Raw genomic sequence first — 20,349 nt, 5'->3', positions numbered from 1 at the left:
TCAGTCCGACGCCATGGAAGAAAGAAGCGCCATGGATTTGAGCGCGAAGCTCCCTGCACCGGCAATCTGCTGGCCCTGAACGAGCTTTTCCTTGCTCAGCGTATCCTGGCCTTGCATATCCTGGCTTTGCGCACCCTGAATGACAGCCTGCGCCTCGTCATGTCTCAGGATCCTGACCGGTACCGGCACGAAATGGGTCGCATCGCGGCGCAGAAAAACAATATCCTCACCCTCGATCTGCTGAAGAGCTGCGAGTGGCACGACAAGCCCTTCCACCCCTTCGCCCGTTCTGAACGCTGCATCGAGCATCATGCCGGGCCTGAGCCTGGAGGATGGGTGATCGATGACCGAGACCACACGCACCAGCCCGGTCGACGGATCGGCCAGACCGGCAATCGTATCTATTCTGGCTGTGACTGTCTCTGGCCCGGCCGGGTTCGAAAGCTGCTTGTCGGTCCGGGTGTCCGGCTGCATTTCAGTCTGGCCTGAGGGATGAAACGCAACCCATCCGCCGACCGAAAGCTGCGATGCATCTTCAGGCGACAGATCGGCTATGAGCCACAGGCGCGAGAGATCGACCACCGTAACCAAATTATCGCCAGCGGTGATATCGGCAGCGACTGAGGTTCTTATGGCCTGCACGACCGCATCGACCGGGCTGATGAGATCCGAGGCCTCGTCCTGAACGATCCGCTCGGTCACGGAGGTGAATTCCTCGGTCTGACGGTGGTTCAGGGTGGCGAGATCGGCCTCACGCGCCTTTACCGCATCGCGCTGCTGTTCCAGCACCATAAGTCGGCGCTGGAGTTCACCGCGCGAAACGGCGCTGCCGACCAGAACGACACCACGATCATAGAACAGGCGCGCCTCCGTTTCTGCAGCACGTGCTGAAGCAAGAGCCGCCTCGACCTGTTCGCGCTGGAGCGCCAGTTCATGCAGGGAGTGATCGGTATAGGATATGAGCGACTGACCCTGTCGCACATGCTGACCGGGGGTCACATGCACGGCGGTCACCTTGCCCGATCCGGCTGAGTGGATGTCGATAATGCGACTGGTATCGGCATCCACGCGGGCCATCGCAAGGATCTGGTCGTACACAATGCCCCTGCCTATCGTGACGAAAGACATATGCTCGTTGTTCTGCGCATCCTGCGAGAGCTCCAGCTCGTGACGCCAGGCTTCGGCCGCTTCGCTGCGCGAACTGACCGACACCCCCAAAGCAGGAAGCAGCGCCACTAAAGACAGTGCCAGTAAAGACAGTGCCAGCGCAGCATGGCATCGCAGGGCCGTGAAACATGCCATCGAACCCGGCCCCTTCAAAGATACCGGACGAGACGCGCGAATTCGCGCATCGTTTCGTCGCGGCTGTCTCCTCCATCGGCCAGCGCCTCGACAATGCAATGCTCGACATGATCCTGAATCAGGGTGCGCTTGGCGTTGCGCAGCGTGTTTTCGACAGCCTGGATCTGCTGCGCCAGATCGGCGCAGCTACGATTGGCCTCGATCATCTCGAGTATGGTTGCCAGATGCCCGTGAGCCTGTTTAAGGCGCAGGGCGATCTTCTTGTGATTGGGCGGACTCATATGCCCCCTATACCCTAGGGGGGAGGGTGCAGGAAAGCATGAAGTCGTTTCTGCAATCCTGTCAGGCAGGCGTTTCGACAATGACGATCTCGGAATCCCTCTCGGCCCGTATCGTCACCTCTTTCATATCCGTAATCGCTGCGCCATCGCGTTCCTCAAGCGTGACATCATCGACACGGATAAGACCCGAAGCCAGCACGACATAGCCCAGCCAGCCCGTCGGGAGCGACCATGTCAGACTTTCGCCCGCTGTCACTGTCGCAGCCCTGACGCGCGCGGTCGCATTGATACCGAGAGCCTCGTCATCGCCCTCAACGCCGGATGCCAGCGTGACGAGACGATTGGCGCGCGCCTCGACCGGAAAAGGCCTCGTTCCCCATGAAGGCGCATGACCACGCCGATCCGGATGAATCCAGATCTGGAACAATGTGGTCGTCACATCCTCAAGATTGGCCTCGCTATGAACGATACCCGCTCCTGCTGACATCACCTGCACCTGACCTGCTTCGGTACGTCCCTGGTTACCGAGCGAGTCCCTGTGGGTTATTGCACCCTGTCGGACATAGGTAATGATTTCCATGTCACGGTGCGGATGTGATGGAAACCCGCCCCCGGGCGCGATCTCATCGTCATTCCAGACGCGCAGCGCCCCCCAGCCCATGCGCGCAGGGTCGTGATATCCGGCAAACGAAAAATGATGCGCGGCTCTGAGCCAGCCATGATCCGCATGACCCAGTGAAGAGAATTTACGAAGCTCGATCATAAAACGGTCCTCCTGTTCTGCCCAAGACCATAGACAGTCCGGCATACGTCAAGATATAGAAATGACAGAAACGGATCGGTGCCATTTCTTGACAGAAAGACTTCCTGATTTCGAGGCGCTTGCGATTTTCGCGCGCATTGTCGAGCATGGCTCCTTCAGCGAAGCCGCACGCGTGCTCGGCCTGTCGCGTCCGACGGTTTCCAAGGCCGTATCCCGGCTGGAACAGGCGACAGGCACCGCCCTGTTCAACCGAACCTCGCGCCGTCTGTCGCTGACGGAAACAGGCGAACGCGTCCTGTCTCATGCGGTGAAACTGCTTGGCGAGGGCGAAGCCGCAGAAGCCGAATTGCGTCGGGCCGCTCACCACCCGCACGGGTTACTGCGCGTCACGGCCCCGATCGGCTTCGGGCTCAGCCATATCGCCCCCCTTCTCCCGGCTTTCCTGTCACGCTTCGAAGATATCGAACTGGCCATGACCTATACAGACGAGCAGCTCGATCTGATCGGTGGCGGGTTCGATGTGGCGATCAGGATCGCCGCCCATGCGCCTTCTTCACTACGCGCACTGCATCTTTGCTCGATTCCGCTTCTGCTGGTCGCCTCTTCCACCTATCTTGCGCTGAGAGGCCTCCCGACCCATCCCCGGGACCTGAAACATCATGACGGTTTCATGTATGAGACCCTCTCCGGTTCCGGCCCATGGAAAATGACACGCAAGGGGAAGAGTCTTCAGGTCGAGCCACCGCGCAGCCGCTACCGGGCCAATAATGCCGAGGCCTTCCTGCCAGCCCTGCATGCCGGACTGGGCATAGGACTTTTTCCGGAATTCATGGTGGCGCAAGCACTGGGAGAGGGCCTGCTTGAGCGCGTCCTGCCGAACTGGTCTTTTCCGGATACCGCCCTTTGTCTGCTGACACCGCCAGGTCGCTCTCATCCTGCGCGCGTTTCAGCCTTTCTCGATCATATAGGTAGGGCGCTACGCAACACACCTTGGAGAAGATTAAACACGCATTAAAATAAGGATGATCTGGAGACCGGATAAATGTTACCCTATGATGTCAATTCTTTCGCCAGAATAGAGAATGTATAATCATGTCCAGCGGCCAGACGTCAGAGATATCCCCAAGCTTCACCCTGACGCGACGCATCGCTATGCTTCGCAAGAGTCAGGGCCTTAGTCAGCAACAACTTGCGGACGCCCTCGGCGTTTCTCGATCCGCTGTTGCTTTTTGGGAAACAGGACGCGTCGGTAGTTTAAGAAAGTACATTCCCAAGCTCGCAGATCTGTTCGGCGTTTCTACCGAGGCCTTTCTGACCGGGATGATCGAGAAAGATATTCCTGCTGTTCTCACCCCCGATGAAGACGACCTCCTGCGGTTCTATCGTCTTCTCGACCCGGCCATGAAACTCACAGCACAGAAATGGATGGAACGTCAGGTCAAAAAAGGCGAGGCAATGCGTAAAACTGCCACCTGATACGACAGCCCTTTCATGCAGCAGATCGCTGCACAGAAGGGAGCCGGAAGGCGCCGCACGCACCCAGTCCTGAAGCGACGGCTTGAGAGCAGTCCGCTTCGTTCAGGAAATTGTGGAGTGTTCTGTCCACGAAGCCGCCTCACTGCCTCGCTGACGAAAACGCCGCTGGTAATGCGGGTCGTAAAGTGCGCTTTCACGAAATGCACCGGGGCCAAGCGCCCTGCCGACAAGGACGAGGGCTGTGCGTGTTTCGGGTGCGACAGCCATAAGGGCCTCGATCCCGGACAGTGTCGAAAGAACGACACGTTCATCGGGCCAGCTTGCGCGCGCCACCACGGCGACAGGGCAATCGTCGCCATAAAAAGGCGTCAGACGGGTAACGATATCGTCCAGTCTGTGAATGGCGAGATGGATGGCAAGCGTTGCCCCTGTTGCGGCAAACGCTTCAAGTTGCTCTGCGGCAGGCATGGCAGAAGCACGGCCCGAAATACGTGTCAGGACAAGGCTTTGGACAAGGCCCGGCACAGTCAGCTCGCGCCCGAGAAGCGCAGCAGACGCCGCATAGGCCGGTACGCCGGGCGTCAATGTGTAGGGAATGCCATGACGCTCAAGGCGCGCAACCTGCTCGGCCACCGCGCTGTAAAGAGACAAATCCCCGGAATGCAGACGCGCGACGTCCTGCCCGTTGCGATAGGCCTCGACAAAAAGGGCTTCGATTTCATCGAGGCAAAGCGGGGCCGTATCGACAAGACGCGTCTGGGGGGCACAAAACCCGAGAATTTCTGGCGGGATAATCGATCCCGCATAGAGACAGAGCGGCACGCGCCCCAGAATATCACGACCGCGAAGAGTCATGAGATCGGCCGCCCCGGGACCTGCACCGATGAAATGAACCGTCATACCCCGGCATATCCGGTGGAATGCCCAATGGAACTGCCACTGGAATTCTGACTGGGGTTCCCGCTTGCCTGTCCGTTGGGTTGTGCGTTTCCGATCATGGCAAAAGCGCAGGTCACGCCCTCACCCGCCAGACGCGCGCCCAGAAGCTGACTCTGCGGCCCGAGTATGGCCAAGGCACAGCCCTCGGCGATCGAACCGAATCCCATCGTAACCCGCGCGCGTTCGGAATGGGTCAGACATCTTGGCTGCGCAGAGGCCAGAGCCAGCAGATCGACAACGGTTACCGGCAGGGAAAACACACGCGCCACGGCCTGCACGGCAGCATGGTTCTGACGAAAAGGCGGCACTGCAAATCCCTGCGGCAGCCCCCACTGGTCGATCGCCCGACTGACGACATCGATCATCGCTTCCGGTGAAGCTTCGAGCCTGCAGCCCAATCCACCCATGATCATGGTTTGACAGCCCTGTACTGTGTCACTGTCATGGCCGGCCTGAACCCAAACAAATCTCCTATCGATCCCAGACGCTCTATGCCGATGCGCGATAGCGCACCGCCCCAGGCTTGAAAAGCCTCGAAAAGCCGCTTTTCTCCCTCGATCGTCACGGCATTCGCCACCAGACGCCCGCCCGGTGCGAGCGCCGACCATCCCATTTCAAGCATTCCCGGCAAACCGACCCCGCCGCCGATGAAAACGGCATCCGGCGCGGGAAGAGCGGGCAAAGCCACCGGCAGATCGCCCTGTTCCACGTGAAGCTGATCCACACCGAGTGCCTCTGCATTGCGGGCAATACGCGCGCAGCGCTGAGCATCGCGCTCGAACGCAAAAGCCCTGTTGGTCGGATGGCGTAGCATCCATTCGATCCCGACAGATCCCGACCCGGCCCCCAGATCCCATAATATCTCGCCCTGACGGGGGGCGAGCGCACTGAGTGTAACCGCCCTGACTTCCTGCTTGGTAATCTGCCCGTCATGGTCGAAAAAACTGTCAGGCAGCCCCGAGGCAAGAGGCACGATCTGTGCATCCGGCCCAGCCACCACCTCGACACCGATCATGTTGAGACGCGCCACGTCGCCTGACGGCCCTTCGCATGCCCGGAAACATTGCTGCCTCTCGTATGGTCCATCGAGGGCCTCGAGCAGATGCAGGACACTCTCACCGCACCCTCGGGCGCATAGCCATTCTGCCAGTCTCTCTGGTGTCTTCTCATCGGCAGACAGTATGACGAGGCGCGCACCGGGCTGGATGAGAGGCACCAGTCTGCTCATGGGACGTCCGCAGAGCGACACCAGACGGATATCCTGCGCAGACCAGCCCAGTCGGGCGCAGGCCAGCGTCAGGCAGGAGCGCGAGGGTACGACCCGCATCGCCGCGAGGCCGAAATGGCCGATAATCTGTTTGCCGATACCGAAGCAGAACGGATCGCCCGAGGCCAGAACCACAACCCTTCGTCCTTCATGCCTCTCCAGAACGGCCATCGCCTGCGTATAGGGTGACGGCCAGGTCTCGCGTATTGCAGATTCTGCCCCGGCATTTTCGACCAGCGCCAGATGTCGCGCGGCACCGACCAGCACCTCTGCCTGGGCAATTGCCCGTTGCGCCTCGCGAGAAAGCGCCTCAAACCCGTCTTCTCCCAGGCCGATGACCGTCAGCCAGCATTGGGTGCCTGTCAGGGACGTTAGTGAGGACAAAAGATGCATATCCTGATCTTGGGGGGCACGAGCGAAGCGCGACAACTCTGCTGCGCGCTGGAGTCTCTTGGTCTCGACCATATCACGTTTTCGCTGGCTGGGGTCACTGCGTCGGCCCTGCCGGTCCCGGCAAAGACGCGCTCCGGCGGCTTTGGGGGTATCGAGGGGTTGGCGACATGGCTCGAACGGACGGGCATCGATCTTGTGATCGACGCCACCCATCCCTTCGCTGCGCAAATGAGCCATCATGCGGTTGCGGCCACGAAGCGCCTCGCCATACCGCTCATCAGGCTCGTGCGTCCTCCATGGCGTGCTGGCCCGGGGGGCCTGTGGCGCCATGTTCCCGCGATCGATGCGGTTCCCCATGCTCTGGGACCGGCGCCTCGACGGGTTTTCCTGACGACAGGACGCAAGGATCTCGATCCGTTCATAAATACGCCGCATCACTATCTCCTGCGCAGTATCGATCCGCCGACGGGTCCTCTGCCTCGCGGTGCGAGTCTTCTGCTCGGACGTGGCCCTTTCACACTGGAGGACGAATTATCCCTGTTTCGCGAGCATCGCATCGATTGTCTCGTGACAAAAAATGCCGGCGCATCTGCAACGGCACCAAAGCTGGAGGCGGCCCGTCAACTGGGGGTCGACGTCATCATGGTCGATCGCCCGGTACTGCCACCTGCGGAGGAATGTGAAACGCTGGAGACTGCCCTGAATTGGGTGCGCGATTTCAGGCGTCGTCTGCAAGGCTCAGGGGACGCGCCTTAGCGTATAGAGCCAGGGCATTTTTTCTGCGCGCTCGATCATCCGCGTGCAGGCACAGCCGACAAGCACGAGCGTGCTCATATCGGCATACTCGCCCTTTGCTTCAGCCAGCGAGACATGCCTCACCTGTGCATCCGGGCGACCGATCGCACGGGCGAAAACGACAGGCGTTTCACCCGGCAGTTTCTCACGCAATACGGCAAGACCCTCATCGAGCTGATCGGGGCGCGCCATGGAGCGTGGATTATAGAGTGCGATGACAAATCCCGCCTCTGCGGCCAAGGCGAGCCGTCTGGCGACGACTTCCCAGGGTTTGAGATTGTCCGACAGCGATATCACGCAGAAATCGCCACCCAATGGCGCACCGAGCGCGGCTGCCACCGCCAGTACCGCACTCACACCGGGAATTACGCGTATGTCGATACTGCGCCACGCCTCGGGACCCTGCGACACCGCTTCGAAAATGGCACTCGCCATGCCGAACACACCAGCATCGCCCCCAGATACCACCACCGGAACCTGATTTGTCATGGCCAGTTGCAGCGCATGGCGGGCACGATCGAGTTCCTCGCGATTATCGGTCACATGCGCCTCAGCCGAAGGCGATGCCCCCAAGGCGAGAGCACGCCTGACATAAAGCCCGTAGCCGAGAATATCCGTCGCTTCCGCCAGGGCATTGCGTGCCTCATCGGTAATCTGGCCCGGAGATCCGGGGCCGAGGCCGACGACATACAGAACCGGATTCATCGCGCTCTTGTCCGCCCAGGTACGAGGACCATCGAGAAATAGGGCGCTTTTTCCGGTGCCTGATCGAGCGGCAGGCAGACTTGTCCGCTCTGCGTGCCCCGCTCGACATAAACCGCCTTTTCATGGCGGCCGCTACGCTGCAAGGCGGCACGGACTTTCGCAAAGTTACGCCCGATTTTCATGATGACATGGGCATCGCCGCGTTCGAGCCAGGCAGAAAGACTCGCCTCGTCGAGTGTGGCGGGCAGCACACTGAGTATATCGTCGCCATGCACCATGGGCAGATGAGCGGCCGACCAGCAACCGCTCATTCCCGTAATACCGGGGACGATCTCACAGCGAAAACGTGGGCTGAGCCGGTCGAAAAGATACATGGCCGAACCGTAAAGGAACGGATCGCCCTCGCAGAGCAGCGCAATGCGCCGCCCCTGTGCCAGCTCGGCAGACAGGGTCTGGGCGCAGCCGTCGTAAAATGCCGCCATATCGGTAAGATAGCGCGGATCCTCCACAGAGACTGAGGTCGTGAAAGGATAATCGAAGCGCAGCTCGCGTGCGTTTGCGGGCACATATTCGCCCGCAATGACACGCGCATGGCCGGGCCTGCCGCAGGCAGCAAACCACGCCACAACCTCGGCTCCGGCCAGATGGCGTACGGCCTTGAGCGTCAGCAATTCGGGATCGCCCGGCCCCATGCCGAGAATCTGGCAGATGCCTGTCATTCTTTCTCGCTAGCCAGAGCGTTCACACAGGCGGCAGCCATGGCGCTTCCCCCCTGTCTGCCACGCACAATGGCCCAGGGAATTTCGTTGAAGGCGGCGAGTGCCTCTTTCGACTCAGCTGCCCCGATAAAACCGACGGGCATGCCGATAATTGCGGCAGGGCGCTTGCCACCGCGCTCTATAAGTTCGAGCAGCCGGAACAACGCCGTCGGGGCGTTGCCTATGGCCACGACAGCGCCATCGACATCGTCTCCCCACAGATCGACTGCGGCGGCGGAGCGCGTATTACCCAAAAATGCCGCGAGCGGAGGCGTGCGCTCGTCGCGCAACGTACATATGACCTGATTACCGGCAGGCAGACGGGCGCGCGTCACACCGTGGGCAACCATTTCCGAATCGCACAACACCGGTTTTCCTGCCAGAAACGCAGTGCGGGCGGCCTTTACAAAGCCCGGCGCAAAAGCGAGGTGACGGGTAATATCCACCATGCCGCAGGCATGAATGACGCGCACGGCGACGCGTGCCTCATCTGGCGCATAGGCCGACAGATCGGCCTCGGCCCGGATCGTTGCGAAAGACTGCGCATAGATCGTCGCGCCGTCATGGATGTAATCGTAGCTCCCCTGGGTCATGGGTTTCCCTCAATCATGGGCGGTGCCTGTCCTTGCCTGTCACATCCGAGCCTGTCACGTCTGACGCAGACGCCTTCGCACGTCCTCGACGCCAAGACCAGTCTCTATGGGTGTGTCACTGGCTTTACCCTGCCAGATCAGATCGTATCCTCGTTCGCTGGCAACCAGCGTCACATCGTGCATATCGTGCGAAGCACAGGATTTGGCGCAGCCCGAGACATGCAGTTTCCTTCCCCCGAGATCGGGAGCGAGAGACAGCGCATCGCGCTGGGTAAAGGCCAGTCCCTGCGCGCAGCGCGCCTGCCCCGGACAGGCCACAACATCAAGACGGTAATCGTCCGGGTCTGTAATCAGATCCGGCGTTGCAATGACCCGGTCGAGCACAAGACCCCGCCATGGCGTCAGCCGGAGTGTGGCGCCGCTATCAGCAAGTATTTCACAATGCCGCGCGTCCAGTGTGCCGAGCACCGCTCTCGCCCCGAAACAGCCCGGGAGAAATGCTCCCAGAAGAGGCGGCACATGCCCAGTGAAAGGCGCGGCGCGATGCAGGGCCCGTCCCGTCCCGGCCGCTTCTGTCATGCGCAAGAGCGCCGCCATGACAGACTGGATAAGATCCTCTCTGCACGGCGCGTGACAGTGCGCTCCCTCATACAGGCGCCATTCACCATTTTCACAACGTAATGCCAGATCGGCGCGCAAGGCACCAACAGGAACGAGGCCGCCACCATCAATCGCCAGACTGAATTTTTCAGGTGCACGCCAGTACGCGGGCAGGTTTTGCAATACGCACTGGATATCGCGTGCAAGAGCAAGTGTGTCCGGTGCGCAATCGGGGTCGAGACCGGCCAGGGGCGAGGTGAACAGAATACGCCGTCGTGCCTCCTGCGCAGGATCGGCAAGTCCGAGACGATGCATAACGGCCCGAGACGCAAAAGCGCGTGCACTTGCCTCATCGAGCCCACGCAGCTGGAGATTGCCACGCAGGGTGAGGGTCATGCTGCCATTACCGTGACGCATGGCATAATCGATGAGAAACCGGAATTGACCTGCGGTAAGCCCCACGAAATCGGGCGTCACACGCACAAGCCATCCATCATGGGTCTGCATGGGGGCGTAAAGGCCGGGGCACCAGCCTTTTCGTATCGGAACGCGTGTCATGCGTCCTGTGATAGCCCGCCCTGAAGACAGGCACCCATAAAAAAAGCTGCATGCCCCGGGGACATGCAGCTTTCGATAAGCAAATGACGGCCTATGCCCTGCCCTGTCAGGGCAGGTTTATCGGTGCCGCAGGCAGAGGCGGCGCAACAACCAGGGACTGGGCGCGCTGGACCAGCGTGCTGGGGCAGACGCCAAGCAGGATGGTGGCGCAAGCCAGAACCGTGATCAGAGCGGCATTGACCGGCGTGGGAGCCGTCAGTTCTGCACGGGTTTCTCGATCGGACGGCGCGGGCGTCAGCATGATCAGGATCAGACGCAGGTAATAGAACAGACCGATCGTGCTGCTCAGGATCAGCACGAACAGCAGCAATGTCTGATGCGCCGAAACGCCGGCTGCCGCGACGTAGAACTTTGCAAAGAAGCCAACTGCTGGCGGGATACCTGCCAGAGAGATCAGCATGATCGACATCGCCAGAGCCGCTGCCGGCTTGCGACGGAACAGACCGTGCCATTCACGGATATCCGTGCCCTGGGGCATCACACCGTTCATGATGGCGAACACACCCAGTGTCGAGACGGCATAAGCCGCCATATAGAAGGCTGCAGAAGCCACACCGAACGGACCCGGCGACAGGAAAGCCACCAGAAGATAACCGACATGGGCAATGGACGACCCGGCCAGAAGGCGACGCAGATCGGTCTGCACGACGGCCATGAGGTTACCGCCCAGCATGCTGAGCACCGCCACGATCAGAATCTCGTTCACCTGTGCGCTCGGCACATAGAGATTGACCGAAGAGAAATAGCGCAGCATGGCCGCGAAGAGGGCAATCTTGGATGTGACCGCCACCAGTGCCGCAACCGGGATGGACGTACCTTCAAGCACATCGGCCAGCCACAGATGGAACGGCACGGCTGAAAGCTTGAAGAACATGCCTGTCAGGATGAGAATCATACCCATCGTGCCGATCATGGGTTCGGGCACATGACTCAGATCGGGTGCAGCGAAACGCAGTGAGCCCGTTTCCGCATAGATCAGGGCAAAACCGAACACCATCGTGGCCGAGGCCACGCCGGAGAGCAGCAGATATTTCATCGCTGCTTCGCCGGCATCCAGACGCTCGTTACGGAACGCAATCAGGCCGAGAAGAGCAAGGCTGAGCGTTTCCAGACCGAGGAAGAACGACACGAAATGAACTGCGCCGGTCATTGCGACCGCACCCAGCGTTGCCAGCGTGAGCAGAAGGAAAAACTCGCTATTCACGGTCGGGTCGGCGCTGATGGCGCCATGACGCGACATCAGGACAATGGCGAGTGCCGAGAGAATGATCAGCGCACCCGAGAAAGACGACCAGGTATCGGGCGCAAAAAGCGGCATGGCTCCCGTCATGATCAGGGCCGTCGGCATCATGATCGAGACCAGGGAAGCCAGAAGGACGATTACGCACAAGATCGCATCGCGTGCGACATGACGCCGCCAGGAGATGGCTGCGAGCTGCACCAGGCTTCCGAGGCACAGCACCAGCACCGCATTGGGGAGGAACGAGAAGGACATTACTGGGCCTGCTCCTGAGCGATGCTCACGACATGGGGGCTGGCCGGTGCCGAAAGGTTCAGAACCGGCTGCGGATAGACGCCAAGCGCGAGGAGAAGAAGGGCTGCCACACCGAGAACGGCCAGATGCGGCATGGAAGGCGCACCGAGCGGTGCCGCCGCGTCGGTCTTTTTAGGACCGTAGAAAACGCGCAGCATCATGGTGAGCGAGTAGACCGAGGACAATACGAGGCCTGCGGCTGCAAAGAACGTCATGACATGGCTGACCTGCCACGTGCCCATGAGCACCAAGAATTCACCGATGAAGTTGCCCAGCCCCGGCAAGCCCAGCGAAGCCGCCGCGAAGAACATGGCAAGAGCCGAGAACTGCGGCATGGCGGGCCAGAGACCGCCCATTCTGGACATGTCTCGTGTGCCGAGACGGTCTTCGAGCAGACCGGCAATCACAAAGAGCGCGCCGGTGCTCAGACCATGAGCCACCATCTGCACGATCGCACCTTCCATACCGATGCGCGTGCCCGAAAACACGCCCAGCAGGATGAAACCGAGATGGCTGATGGAGGAATAGGCGATCAGGCGCTTGATATCGTCCTGCGCCACAGCCAGCCAGGCACAGTAGAGAATGCCGACGACACCCAGTGTCATGGCGATCGGTGCCAGATGTGCCGAAGCCTGCGGGAACAGCATCACCACAAAGCGGATCAGACCGTAACCACCCGTCTTGGCCAGTACGCCCGAAAGCAGAATGCTCGCAGCGGTAGGCGATGCGGCATAAGTATCAGGCAGCCATGAATGGAAAGGCACCATCGGCAGCTTGACCGCAAAAGCGATGAAGAAACCGAGCATCAGGACGGGAGCGATCGGGGCGATCATCGCCGTCTGCGACAGGGCAAAGTAATCGAAGGTGATCACACCGGTCCGCTGGGCATTGACGATGACGAGGCCGAGAATGGCCAGAAGCATCAGCAGACCGCTGCCCTGCGTGAACAGGAAGAATTTCAGCGCAGCGCGCTGACGGCCTGCATCGCCCCAGATCAGGATGACCCCGAACAGCGGCAGCAGCATCAGCTCCCAGAAGAAGAAGAACAGGAACAGGTCGGTCGCCATGAAGACGCCGTTGATCCCGGCCACCGTCGCCAGAAGCAGAAACTGGAACAGCCCGGCACGGTCGGTCACATTGCGTGCGCTAAGCAGCGCGCAAGGCAGCGAGATCAGCGCATTGAGCCAGAGCATGACCAGGCTCAGACCGTCGATGTCGAACCGGACATTGATGCCCAGCATCGGCACCCAGGCCATGGAGAAATGACCCAGCCATCCCCCCGTACCTGCGCCTGAGGAAAGCGTGCTGATCGTGACCTGCGCAAGCAGGATCACCGTCAGGACGAGCGTGATGAGAGAAGAAGCCCAGGCGGCACGCGAGGCACCGCGCAGCCCGACAAGCCAGGCCGCGAGCCCCCCGATGAAGGGGATCAGAACAAGAGCGGGAAGTGCCAACATCATCATACCGCCAGACAAAGAGCTGCAACCGTTCCTGCTGCGATCCAGCCGGCATAGCGACGCACCTGGCCGCTCTGCAGCTTCGCAACAGCGTATCCACCGCCCTGGGTCAGGGCTGCAACCAGATCATAGAAACGATCGATGAAATCACGGCGGTTCAGATGACCAAGCACCATGAACGGCCGCACGAAAACCCAGTCATACAGCGTGTCGAAACCCCAATCGGCGCGAAGCGTCGAAATGGCGGGGCTTTCTGCTGCCACCGGCGCAGTGCCCTTCGGGCGCCACAGCGTCCAGGCAAGGGTCACACCGGCGATCGGCACGAGCGATCCGATGATGAGCAGTCTGGTGTTGTGCTCTTCAGGCATCGCACCGAGTACCGGTGCCAGGAGGTTGGAGAAGATATGCACGTGCGCAATGGCGTCGGGCATTTCCATCCAGCCGCCAGCGATGGCCAGTACCGAGAGGATACCCATGGGCAATGCCATGGCGATGCCCGACTTGCCGTGAGCATGGGTGCGGTGAGCGCCCCAGAACACGATGAACACGCAGCGGAAGATATAGATGGAGGTCAGGAATGCTCCGAAAAGCGCACCGGCCCAGAGAACGGGGCTCATATCATAGGCACTGCCCAGAATGAGTTCCTTCGAGAAATACCCGGCCGTGATCAGCGGCAGTCCTGCAAGAGCGGCAGAGCCGATCAGGAACGCCGTGAACACCCAGGGCATATCCTTGCGCAGACCGCCCATCTTGAAAATGTCCTGCTCGTGATGGACGCGCAGGATGATCGACCCTGCGGCCATGAAGAGCAGCGCCTTGAAGAAGGCGTGGGTAACAAGATGGAACATAGCCGCATGCCAAGCACCGCAGCCCAGCGCCAGATACATGTAGCCGAGCTGGCTCATCGTCGAATAGGCGAGGATGCGCTTGATGTCGGTCTGGACCAGAGCACTGCCCGCGGCGAGCAGGATGGTAACGAAACCGACGATCGCACAGGCATACATTGCAAGCGGCGTCAGCACGAACAGGCCATGCAGACGCGCCAGAAGATAGACACCGGCCGTCACCATGGTCGCGGCATGGATAAGAGCCGAAACAGGCGTCGGTCCGGCCATGGCGTCAGGCAGCCATGTCTGCAGCGGCACCTGAGCCGACTTGGCCATGGCACCGCCGAGAAGCAGGAACATGCCGAGCGTCAGCGTACGCGGAGCCGCGTGCGGACCGACGGCAAGAAGGGTGGGAATATCGAGCGAGCCGATGGCGGTCGCCATCAGCAGCATGCCCAGCAGGAAGAGCGCATCGCCCACGCGCGTGACCACGAAGGCCTTGCGTGCAGCGATGGCATTGGCCTGCTCGCCATACCAGAACCCGATGAGAAGATAGGAGCAAAGACCCACGCCTTCCCAGCCGATGAACACACCCAGCAGATCGGACGCCAGAACCAGCAGCAGCATGGAGGCGACGAAGAGCGTCATGTAGGTGAAGAACCGGGCGATATCCGGATCGTCATACATGTAGGCACAGGCATAGACGAGAATCAGGAAGCCGACGCAGGAGACGACAAGCATCATGACCAGCGAAAGCCGGTCGAGCGTCAGGGCAATCTGGGCGTTGAAGGAACCGACATTCATCCAGTTCCACAGCACGACGTGCAGGGAGCCGAGCGAGTCAGGCCCCGTCAGAAAGCTGGAAGCCGAAATGACGGCAAAAAGCGCGCAAAGACCCATACCCGCGCCGACAAGCAGCGTGGTGGCCCGTGCAGGCAGCTTGCCCCCGGTCAGCATCAGGATGATGGAGACGGCAAGGGGGCAGAAAATGACGAGCGGAAGCAGCATGGCCACGAGACTAACCCCCCAGACGGTTGCCGGTATCGGCATCAAGCGTGGAGCGTCCGGCTGCATGCATGCGCAGGATAATGGCGAGACCGACAGCAGATTCTGCTGCGGCAAAAGCGACCACCATCATGAACATGACCTGACCGTCTGCCATATGCCAGCGTGTGCCCGCCGCGATGAACGCGAGGCACGCGGCATTAAGCATGATTTCGGTCGACATCAGCATGAAGAGCAGGTTGCGGCGCACGAGAACGCCCAACGCTCCGAGTGAAAAGAGTATGACGGCGACAATGAGCGCGCCATTGGGATCGGCAGCAGTCATATCAGGATTTCCCTCCGATCCGGCGGCCGATGTGATAGGCGCTCACAAGACCTGCCAGAAGCAGGAAAGAGGAGAGCTCGACGGTCAGGATATAGGGTCCGTAAAGCGTCAGGCCGACTGCCTTGGGACCGATCGGCGCGCCTACCGTGCCCACCGCCATGGTGCTGTGGGTTACGCCATAGATCAGCAGGCCCATGAGCATCAGCGTGATCACGCCCGGTCCGACCCAGGCGCCACCGGCAAACCAGCCTTTTTCACGAAGCTGGTCCGGCTGGCCGAGATTGATCATCATGACCACGAAGACGAACAGGACCATGATCGCGCCGGCATAGACGATGATTTCGAGCATGGCGGCAAAAGGTGCGCCAAGCTGTTCGAACATGCAGGCAAGCGCCAGAAGAGACACGACAAGATAAAGCAGGCCGTGCACGGGGATGGTGCGAGTAATCGCCAACGCAGTCGCGCCGATGGCGATCAACCCATAGAGTTCAAGCATGATATTCATGATCAGGGCATCAGTGCATGAATGTCGATAGGCTTGGCTTCATTTTCGGCTTCACCTTTATTCTTGCCCGGGATCTTGAGCCCCGACACATTATAGAAGCTGTAATCATGTACCTTGCCGGGTCCGCTGATCAGGAGATCTTCCTTCTCGTAAACCAGGTTCTGGCGCACATATTCACTCATCTCGAAATCGGGCGTGAGCTGAATGGCATAGGTCGGGCAGGCTTCCTCACAGAAACCGCAGAAAATGCAGCGTGAGAAATTGATCTGGAAGAATTCCGGATACCAGCGTCCTTCCTTCTCGCCTTTCTGCAGGCTGATGCAATCCACCGGGCAGGCTGCCGCGCAGAGATTGCACGCCACGCAGCGCTCTTCACCGCTGGGATCGCGGGTGAGAACGATACGACCGCGATAGCGGGGGGACAGGTACGGTTTGACGTCCGGATACTGCACGGTTTCATTGCGATGAAACACGTGCAGGAACGTCATCCATATGGTGCGGAGAATACCAAGCATGGCGCGCCCCCTCTCAGACGCCCGCGCGCAGCAGAACGACCGCGCCGGTGACCAGAATGTTAAGAAGAGACAGCGGCAGCAGCACCTTCCAGCCGAAGGACATCAGCTGGTCGTAACGAGGACGGGGCAGTGCTGCACGCAGCAGGATATAGAAGCAGATCAGCAGGAAAACCTTGATCGCAAACCACAGGAAAGGCGGCAGGAACGGGCCATGCCAGCCACCAAGGTAAAGCGTGGTGATCAGGGCGGAGCTGAGCGCAACGCCGGCATATTCGGCAAGATAGAACATGCCGAATTTCATGCCCGAATATTCGGTATGAAAGCCTGCACCGATTTCGTTTTCGCCTTCCGGAAAATCGAAAGGCAGACGATGCGTTTCAGCAATACCGGCAAGCAGGAAAATAACGGCACCCAGGCATTGCGGGATGATGAACCAGCCATGGGTCTGTGCATCCACGATATCGCGGAGGCTGAACGACCCGGCTGCAATCACCACACCCATGACCGAGAGCCCCATGAAAACCTCATAGGAGATCATCTGGGCCGCGGCACGCATACCGCCGAGCAGGGCGTATTTGTTGTTGGACGACCATCCGGCGAGAACCACCGAATAGACGCCAAGCCCCAGCATACCGAAAATGAAGAGCAGACCGACGTTCAGATCGCCCGCGACGCTCCAGATAGGCGTGATGGGGACGACCGCAAAGCAGAGCAGAACGGCCAGAAAGCCGATGATGGGAGCCACAAGAAAGACCGGCTTGTCCGCAAAGGGCGGAATCCAGTCCTGCTTGAACAGCATTTTCATCGCATCAGCGATGACCTGGAACAGGCCGAACGGACCTACGCGGTTCGGGCCGGGACGATCCTGAAACACGCCGAGAAGGCGGCGTTCCAGCATGGTCGAGACCGCAGCGACGCCGAGAACGCCAAAGACGGTCACGACTATCACAAGAATTGGCCACACGATGGGCATCATACCGCGCTCTCCGTTCCAACACGCTCGGCAGGCGCCGTAATTTCAAGAGAGACCCAGCCCGGAGCCGACCAGGAGCGGGACACCATATGCGGAGGACAGGTGGCGACACCTGCAGGCAGGTTCGGATCGGACACGGCATCGACCGTGAAGATCTCGCCATCCAGCATGAGGCGGACCTGCGCGCCCTCAGCCACATCCCCACCGATACGCACAACTGCAGGTGCGGCGCGCTCGGCAATCGGCTGGGCCATCATGCTCATTTCATCCGTACCGAACACGCGAGCTTCTGGCAGGAGCATGAACTGGCCTGCACGCGGGGCGAAGGCCGAAGGAATGTCCATGGCATAGGAACCCGCCCCATTGGCGGCCCCCTCGACCAGACGCACGCCGCAATCGCCGCCGCGCATCTTGCCGCCGATTTCCTGCTGGAAACGGTTCAGGGACTGTTCGGAGTTCCAGCCGGGCACCTGATAGAACGGTATGAGCGTACCGGGCATGTCGGTGCTGTAGGAGCCTTCCATCGTGGAGTGCAACGGTGTGTCCGGCGAGCTCGGCGGCGGAATATCGCGCACGCTGATATTGGCACGAATGGCCGTGCGTCCGCTCACGCGATGCGTCTGGCTACGCAACGGCGTGCCTTCAAGCTCGTAATCCGCACCGGGAGCCGCCTCGGGAACAAGAGCGAAAACCGGCATCTCGATGGCGATCTCAGCAATCAGATCGTCCAGCTTGGCCCAGGGCTGCACATGATTGAAGCCTGCCGCCTGCGCCATATCGGCAATCCAGCGCCAGCTCGCCTGAAGCGGTGCATCGGGATAGACCACCTGCAGGAAACGCTGGGCACGACCCTCGGCGCTGACCAGCGTGCCATCCGCTTCGGAATAGGCTGACGCGGGGAAGGTTACCTGGGAACGGATCGCTGTGGGCGTCACCGAATGGTCGAGCACGACGAGATTGGCCGCTCTGTCCACCAGCGCGTTGAAACGGGCCGGATCGAGACGACGGCTCAGGTCGTTTTCGAGCACGATAAGCGTGGCATCGGTTGCACGTGCCCCGATCTCGTCGAGCGAGAGCCCCCCCATGAGCGCGAGACCCATGGAGTTGGCTTCGGGAAGAACGAAGCTGATAAGCGGCGTCTTGCCCTTGGCCGCGAGAGCCGAAGCAATATTCGCTGTTGCCTGAAGCAAAGCTGCGGACGCGTATTGCAGGCCCGATACCAGAAGCGGCTTTTCGGCTGCCATGAGGGCTTCGGCAATGCGTGTAGCTGCCTCGCCTTCCGCATCGCTCAGGCCCGTCACGTCAGGAGCGGAAGAGTCGATGCGATGCGCGATGGCAAAGCCGAGACGTGCTGCATCTTCGGGCATGGCGCGGATCGCGTCCTGCGCGAAACCATCCAGATCGGTCACCGTGGGAGACACCACGAAGAGCGGCGAGATGGTGTCCTGTCCGAGCGTACGCACCGAAGCGTCCATCCAGTGCGGGACACGCGCCTGATCGGCAGCCTTGTTGAAGGCCGTACGCTTGATCTGACGCAGCGCCAGACTCATGCGCGGTGAAGTTGCCGAAACATCCTCACCCAGGATCAGCGCGCCATCGGCTGTTTCCATCTCATGCATGGTTGCGATGCGTGCCGGACTGACACGCATCAGCGACGCAGCGAGCATGACCAGCCCGTGCTCCGGCTCGGCCATACCGGTGGAGAAATTCTCGGCACCGACCAGCTTGCGCAGAGCGTAGTTGGATTCCAGCGAGGCACGCGGCGATCCGATACCCACCAGCTTGCCGGAGGCTGCGATCTTGCCGAAATGATCCAGAGCGGCCTGAGCCGGGACCGGCGTCATGTCGCCATCGATGACATACCCAGCCGAACGCAGACGGGTGGGGGCATTGACCCAGCCATGACCGAAGCGACCGCGATCGCAAAGGAAGTAGCGGTTCACTTCATCATTGTAGCGGTTGAGCGTGCGGCGGACCTTGCCGGCGCGTTCGTTGATGATCGTGTTGCAGCCCGTCGCACAGTTGGAACAGACGGACGGCGCGCCGCGCATGTCCCATTTGCGGCTGTACATCTTGGAGAACGGCTTGTCGGTAAACACGCCGGTCGGGCACACCTCGATGAGGTTGCCCGAGAAGGGGCTCTCCAGCGTACCGCTCTCATGACGGCCGAAATAGACGTTGTTATGCGAGGCAAACACGCCCAGATCCTGGCCGCCCGCATAATCGCGATAGAAACGCACGCAACGATAGCACGCAATGCAGCGGTTCATTTCGTGTTTCACGAAAGGACCGAGATCCTGATTGTTGTGCGTACGCTTGTCGAAGCGATAGCGGCGCTCGCGATGACCGGTCATGACGGTCATGTCCTGAAGGTGGCACTCGCCGCCTTCTTCACAGACCGGGCAGTCATGCGGATGGTTCGTCATCAGCCACTCGACCACCTCACCACGGAATTCCTTGGCTTCGGGATCAGCAACCGAGATGATCGCGCCTTCTGTCACCGGCGTCATGCAGGCCATGACGATACGACCGCGCGTGTCGTCGGCATTGGCATATTGCTTGACGGCGCACTGACGGCACGCACCGACAGACCCGAGCTCCGGGTGCCAGCAGAAATAGGGCAGGTCTTCCCCTGCCTCGAGACAGGCCTGCAGAAGGTTCACGTCTGAACGTGCTTCAACCTCGCGGCCGTCGATTACGATTTTTGCCATCGGGCCG

At 60.4% G+C, this 20,349-nt stretch carries 21 protein-coding genes; 3 read left to right on the top strand and 18 right to left on the bottom strand.

Features of this window, described 5'->3' with window-relative positions:
* From NF685_RS10975 to NF685_RS10965, 3 genes are all read right to left on the bottom strand, one after another.
* Complete coding sequence (locus NF685_RS10975) at positions 1–1,302, bottom strand: efflux RND transporter periplasmic adaptor subunit (protein ID WP_252849619.1); 1,302 nt, start codon at positions 1,300–1,302, stop codon at positions 1–3.
* A 14-nt stretch (positions 1,303–1,316) separates the two neighbouring features.
* On the bottom strand, positions 1,317–1,583 hold the full coding sequence (locus tag NF685_RS10970; RefSeq protein WP_222548275.1) for a metal-sensing transcriptional repressor: 267 nt from the start codon (positions 1,581–1,583) through the stop codon (positions 1,317–1,319).
* Between the two features lie 61 nt (positions 1,584–1,644).
* Positions 1,645–2,346, bottom strand: coding sequence for a pirin family protein (locus NF685_RS10965; protein WP_252849618.1), 702 nt, complete (start codon positions 2,344–2,346; stop codon positions 1,645–1,647).
* A gap of 88 nt (positions 2,347–2,434) precedes the next feature.
* On the opposite strand from NF685_RS10965, the gene NF685_RS10960 reads away from it, so the two are divergent.
* Both NF685_RS10960 and NF685_RS10955 read left to right on the top strand, forming a co-directional pair.
* Entirely contained in the window at positions 2,435–3,361 is a 927-nt protein-coding gene (locus NF685_RS10960) for a LysR family transcriptional regulator (RefSeq protein ID WP_252849617.1), read from the top strand.
* A gap of 77 nt (positions 3,362–3,438) precedes the next feature.
* Positions 3,439–3,822 carry a helix-turn-helix domain-containing protein gene (locus NF685_RS10955; RefSeq protein ID WP_222548278.1) on the top strand — a complete coding sequence of 128 codons (384 nt, stop codon included), beginning with the start codon at positions 3,439–3,441 and terminating at the stop codon, positions 3,820–3,822.
* A 102-nt stretch (positions 3,823–3,924) separates the two neighbouring features.
* Here NF685_RS10955 and cobM read toward each other — a convergent pair whose 3' ends face one another.
* Genes cobM through cbiE form a run of 3 tightly spaced genes read right to left on the bottom strand, consistent with a single transcriptional unit; the run spans position 3,925 to position 6,412 of the window.
* The gene (gene cobM / locus NF685_RS10950) at positions 3,925–4,722 is read right to left on the bottom strand and encodes a precorrin-4 C(11)-methyltransferase (protein WP_252849616.1); all 798 of its coding nucleotides are present in this window, start codon (positions 4,720–4,722) and stop codon (positions 3,925–3,927) included.
* Positions 4,719–5,174, bottom strand: a complete 456-nt coding sequence (locus NF685_RS10945; RefSeq protein ID WP_252849615.1) for a cobalamin biosynthesis protein — start codon at positions 5,172–5,174, stop codon at positions 4,719–4,721. Before NF685_RS10945 ends, cobM begins: the two co-directional genes overlap by 4 nt.
* A complete protein-coding gene (gene cbiE, locus NF685_RS10940; RefSeq protein ID WP_252849614.1) occupies positions 5,171–6,412 on the bottom strand; it encodes a precorrin-6y C5,15-methyltransferase (decarboxylating) subunit CbiE in 1,242 nt (413 codons plus the stop codon). Before cbiE ends, NF685_RS10945 begins: the two co-directional genes overlap by 4 nt.
* Positions 6,413–6,415: 3 nt before the next feature.
* Here cbiE and NF685_RS10935 point away from each other — a divergent pair, with 3 nt between their 5' ends.
* Positions 6,416–7,177, top strand: coding sequence for a cobalt-precorrin-6A reductase (locus NF685_RS10935; RefSeq protein WP_252849613.1), 762 nt, complete (start codon positions 6,416–6,418; stop codon positions 7,175–7,177).
* On the opposite strand, the gene cobJ is transcribed toward NF685_RS10935, so the two are convergent.
* The 12 genes from cobJ to nuoG form a co-directional block, all read right to left on the bottom strand.
* Positions 7,160–7,921, bottom strand: a complete 762-nt coding sequence (gene cobJ / locus NF685_RS10930) for a precorrin-3B C(17)-methyltransferase (RefSeq protein WP_252849612.1) — start codon at positions 7,919–7,921, stop codon at positions 7,160–7,162. The two genes, NF685_RS10935 and cobJ, sit on opposite strands and share 18 nt — an antisense overlap.
* The gene (locus NF685_RS10925; RefSeq protein ID WP_252849611.1) at positions 7,918–8,640 is read right to left on the bottom strand and encodes a precorrin-2 C(20)-methyltransferase; all 723 of its coding nucleotides are present in this window, start codon (positions 8,638–8,640) and stop codon (positions 7,918–7,920) included. Before NF685_RS10925 ends, cobJ begins: the two co-directional genes overlap by 4 nt.
* Entirely contained in the window at positions 8,637–9,272 is a 636-nt protein-coding gene (locus NF685_RS10920) for a precorrin-8X methylmutase (RefSeq protein WP_252849610.1), read from the bottom strand. Before NF685_RS10920 ends, NF685_RS10925 begins: the two co-directional genes overlap by 4 nt.
* 54 nt (positions 9,273–9,326) lie before the next feature.
* Positions 9,327–10,430, bottom strand: a complete 1,104-nt coding sequence (locus NF685_RS10915) for a precorrin-3B synthase (RefSeq protein WP_252849609.1) — start codon at positions 10,428–10,430, stop codon at positions 9,327–9,329.
* Between the two features lie 106 nt (positions 10,431–10,536).
* Positions 10,537–11,985, bottom strand: a complete 1,449-nt coding sequence (locus NF685_RS10910; protein ID WP_252849608.1) for an NADH-quinone oxidoreductase subunit N — start codon at positions 11,983–11,985, stop codon at positions 10,537–10,539.
* Positions 11,985–13,484: a complex I subunit 4 family protein gene (locus NF685_RS10905; protein ID WP_318286348.1), complete on the bottom strand. Its 1,500-nt coding sequence runs from the start codon at positions 13,482–13,484 to the stop codon at positions 11,985–11,987. Before NF685_RS10905 ends, NF685_RS10910 begins: the two co-directional genes overlap by 1 nt.
* On the bottom strand, positions 13,484–15,316 hold the full coding sequence (gene nuoL / locus NF685_RS10900; protein WP_252849662.1) for an NADH-quinone oxidoreductase subunit L: 1,833 nt from the start codon (positions 15,314–15,316) through the stop codon (positions 13,484–13,486). The genes NF685_RS10905 and nuoL overlap by 1 nt, the downstream gene beginning before the upstream one ends.
* Positions 15,317–15,326: 10 nt before the next feature.
* The gene (nuoK, locus tag NF685_RS10895; RefSeq protein ID WP_222548288.1) at positions 15,327–15,638 is read right to left on the bottom strand and encodes an NADH-quinone oxidoreductase subunit NuoK; all 312 of its coding nucleotides are present in this window, start codon (positions 15,636–15,638) and stop codon (positions 15,327–15,329) included.
* Between the two features lies 1 nt (position 15,639).
* Positions 15,640–16,143 (bottom strand): NADH-quinone oxidoreductase subunit J, encoded by a 504-nt coding sequence (gene nuoJ / locus NF685_RS10890; protein ID WP_222548289.1) that lies wholly within the window; start codon positions 16,141–16,143, stop codon positions 15,640–15,642.
* Positions 16,144–16,145: 2 nt separating this feature from the next.
* Positions 16,146–16,658, bottom strand: a complete 513-nt coding sequence (nuoI, locus tag NF685_RS10885) for an NADH-quinone oxidoreductase subunit NuoI (RefSeq protein WP_222548290.1) — start codon at positions 16,656–16,658, stop codon at positions 16,146–16,148.
* 13 nt (positions 16,659–16,671) lie between these two features.
* Positions 16,672–17,634 carry an NADH-quinone oxidoreductase subunit NuoH gene (gene nuoH, locus NF685_RS10880; protein WP_222548291.1) on the bottom strand — a complete coding sequence of 321 codons (963 nt, stop codon included), beginning with the start codon at positions 17,632–17,634 and terminating at the stop codon, positions 16,672–16,674.
* Positions 17,631–20,342: an NADH-quinone oxidoreductase subunit NuoG gene (nuoG, locus tag NF685_RS10875; protein ID WP_252849607.1), complete on the bottom strand. Its 2,712-nt coding sequence runs from the start codon at positions 20,340–20,342 to the stop codon at positions 17,631–17,633. Before nuoG ends, nuoH begins: the two co-directional genes overlap by 4 nt.
* Between the last annotated feature and the right edge of the window lie 7 nt (positions 20,343–20,349).

It is taken from the genome of Asaia lannensis NBRC 102526 (assembly GCF_024054035.1).
Lineage (GTDB): Bacteria > Pseudomonadota > Alphaproteobacteria > Acetobacterales > Acetobacteraceae > Asaia > Asaia lannensis.
Note: the sequence above shows the minus strand (reverse complement) of the source record. Positions and strands in the feature narration are given on the sequence as shown.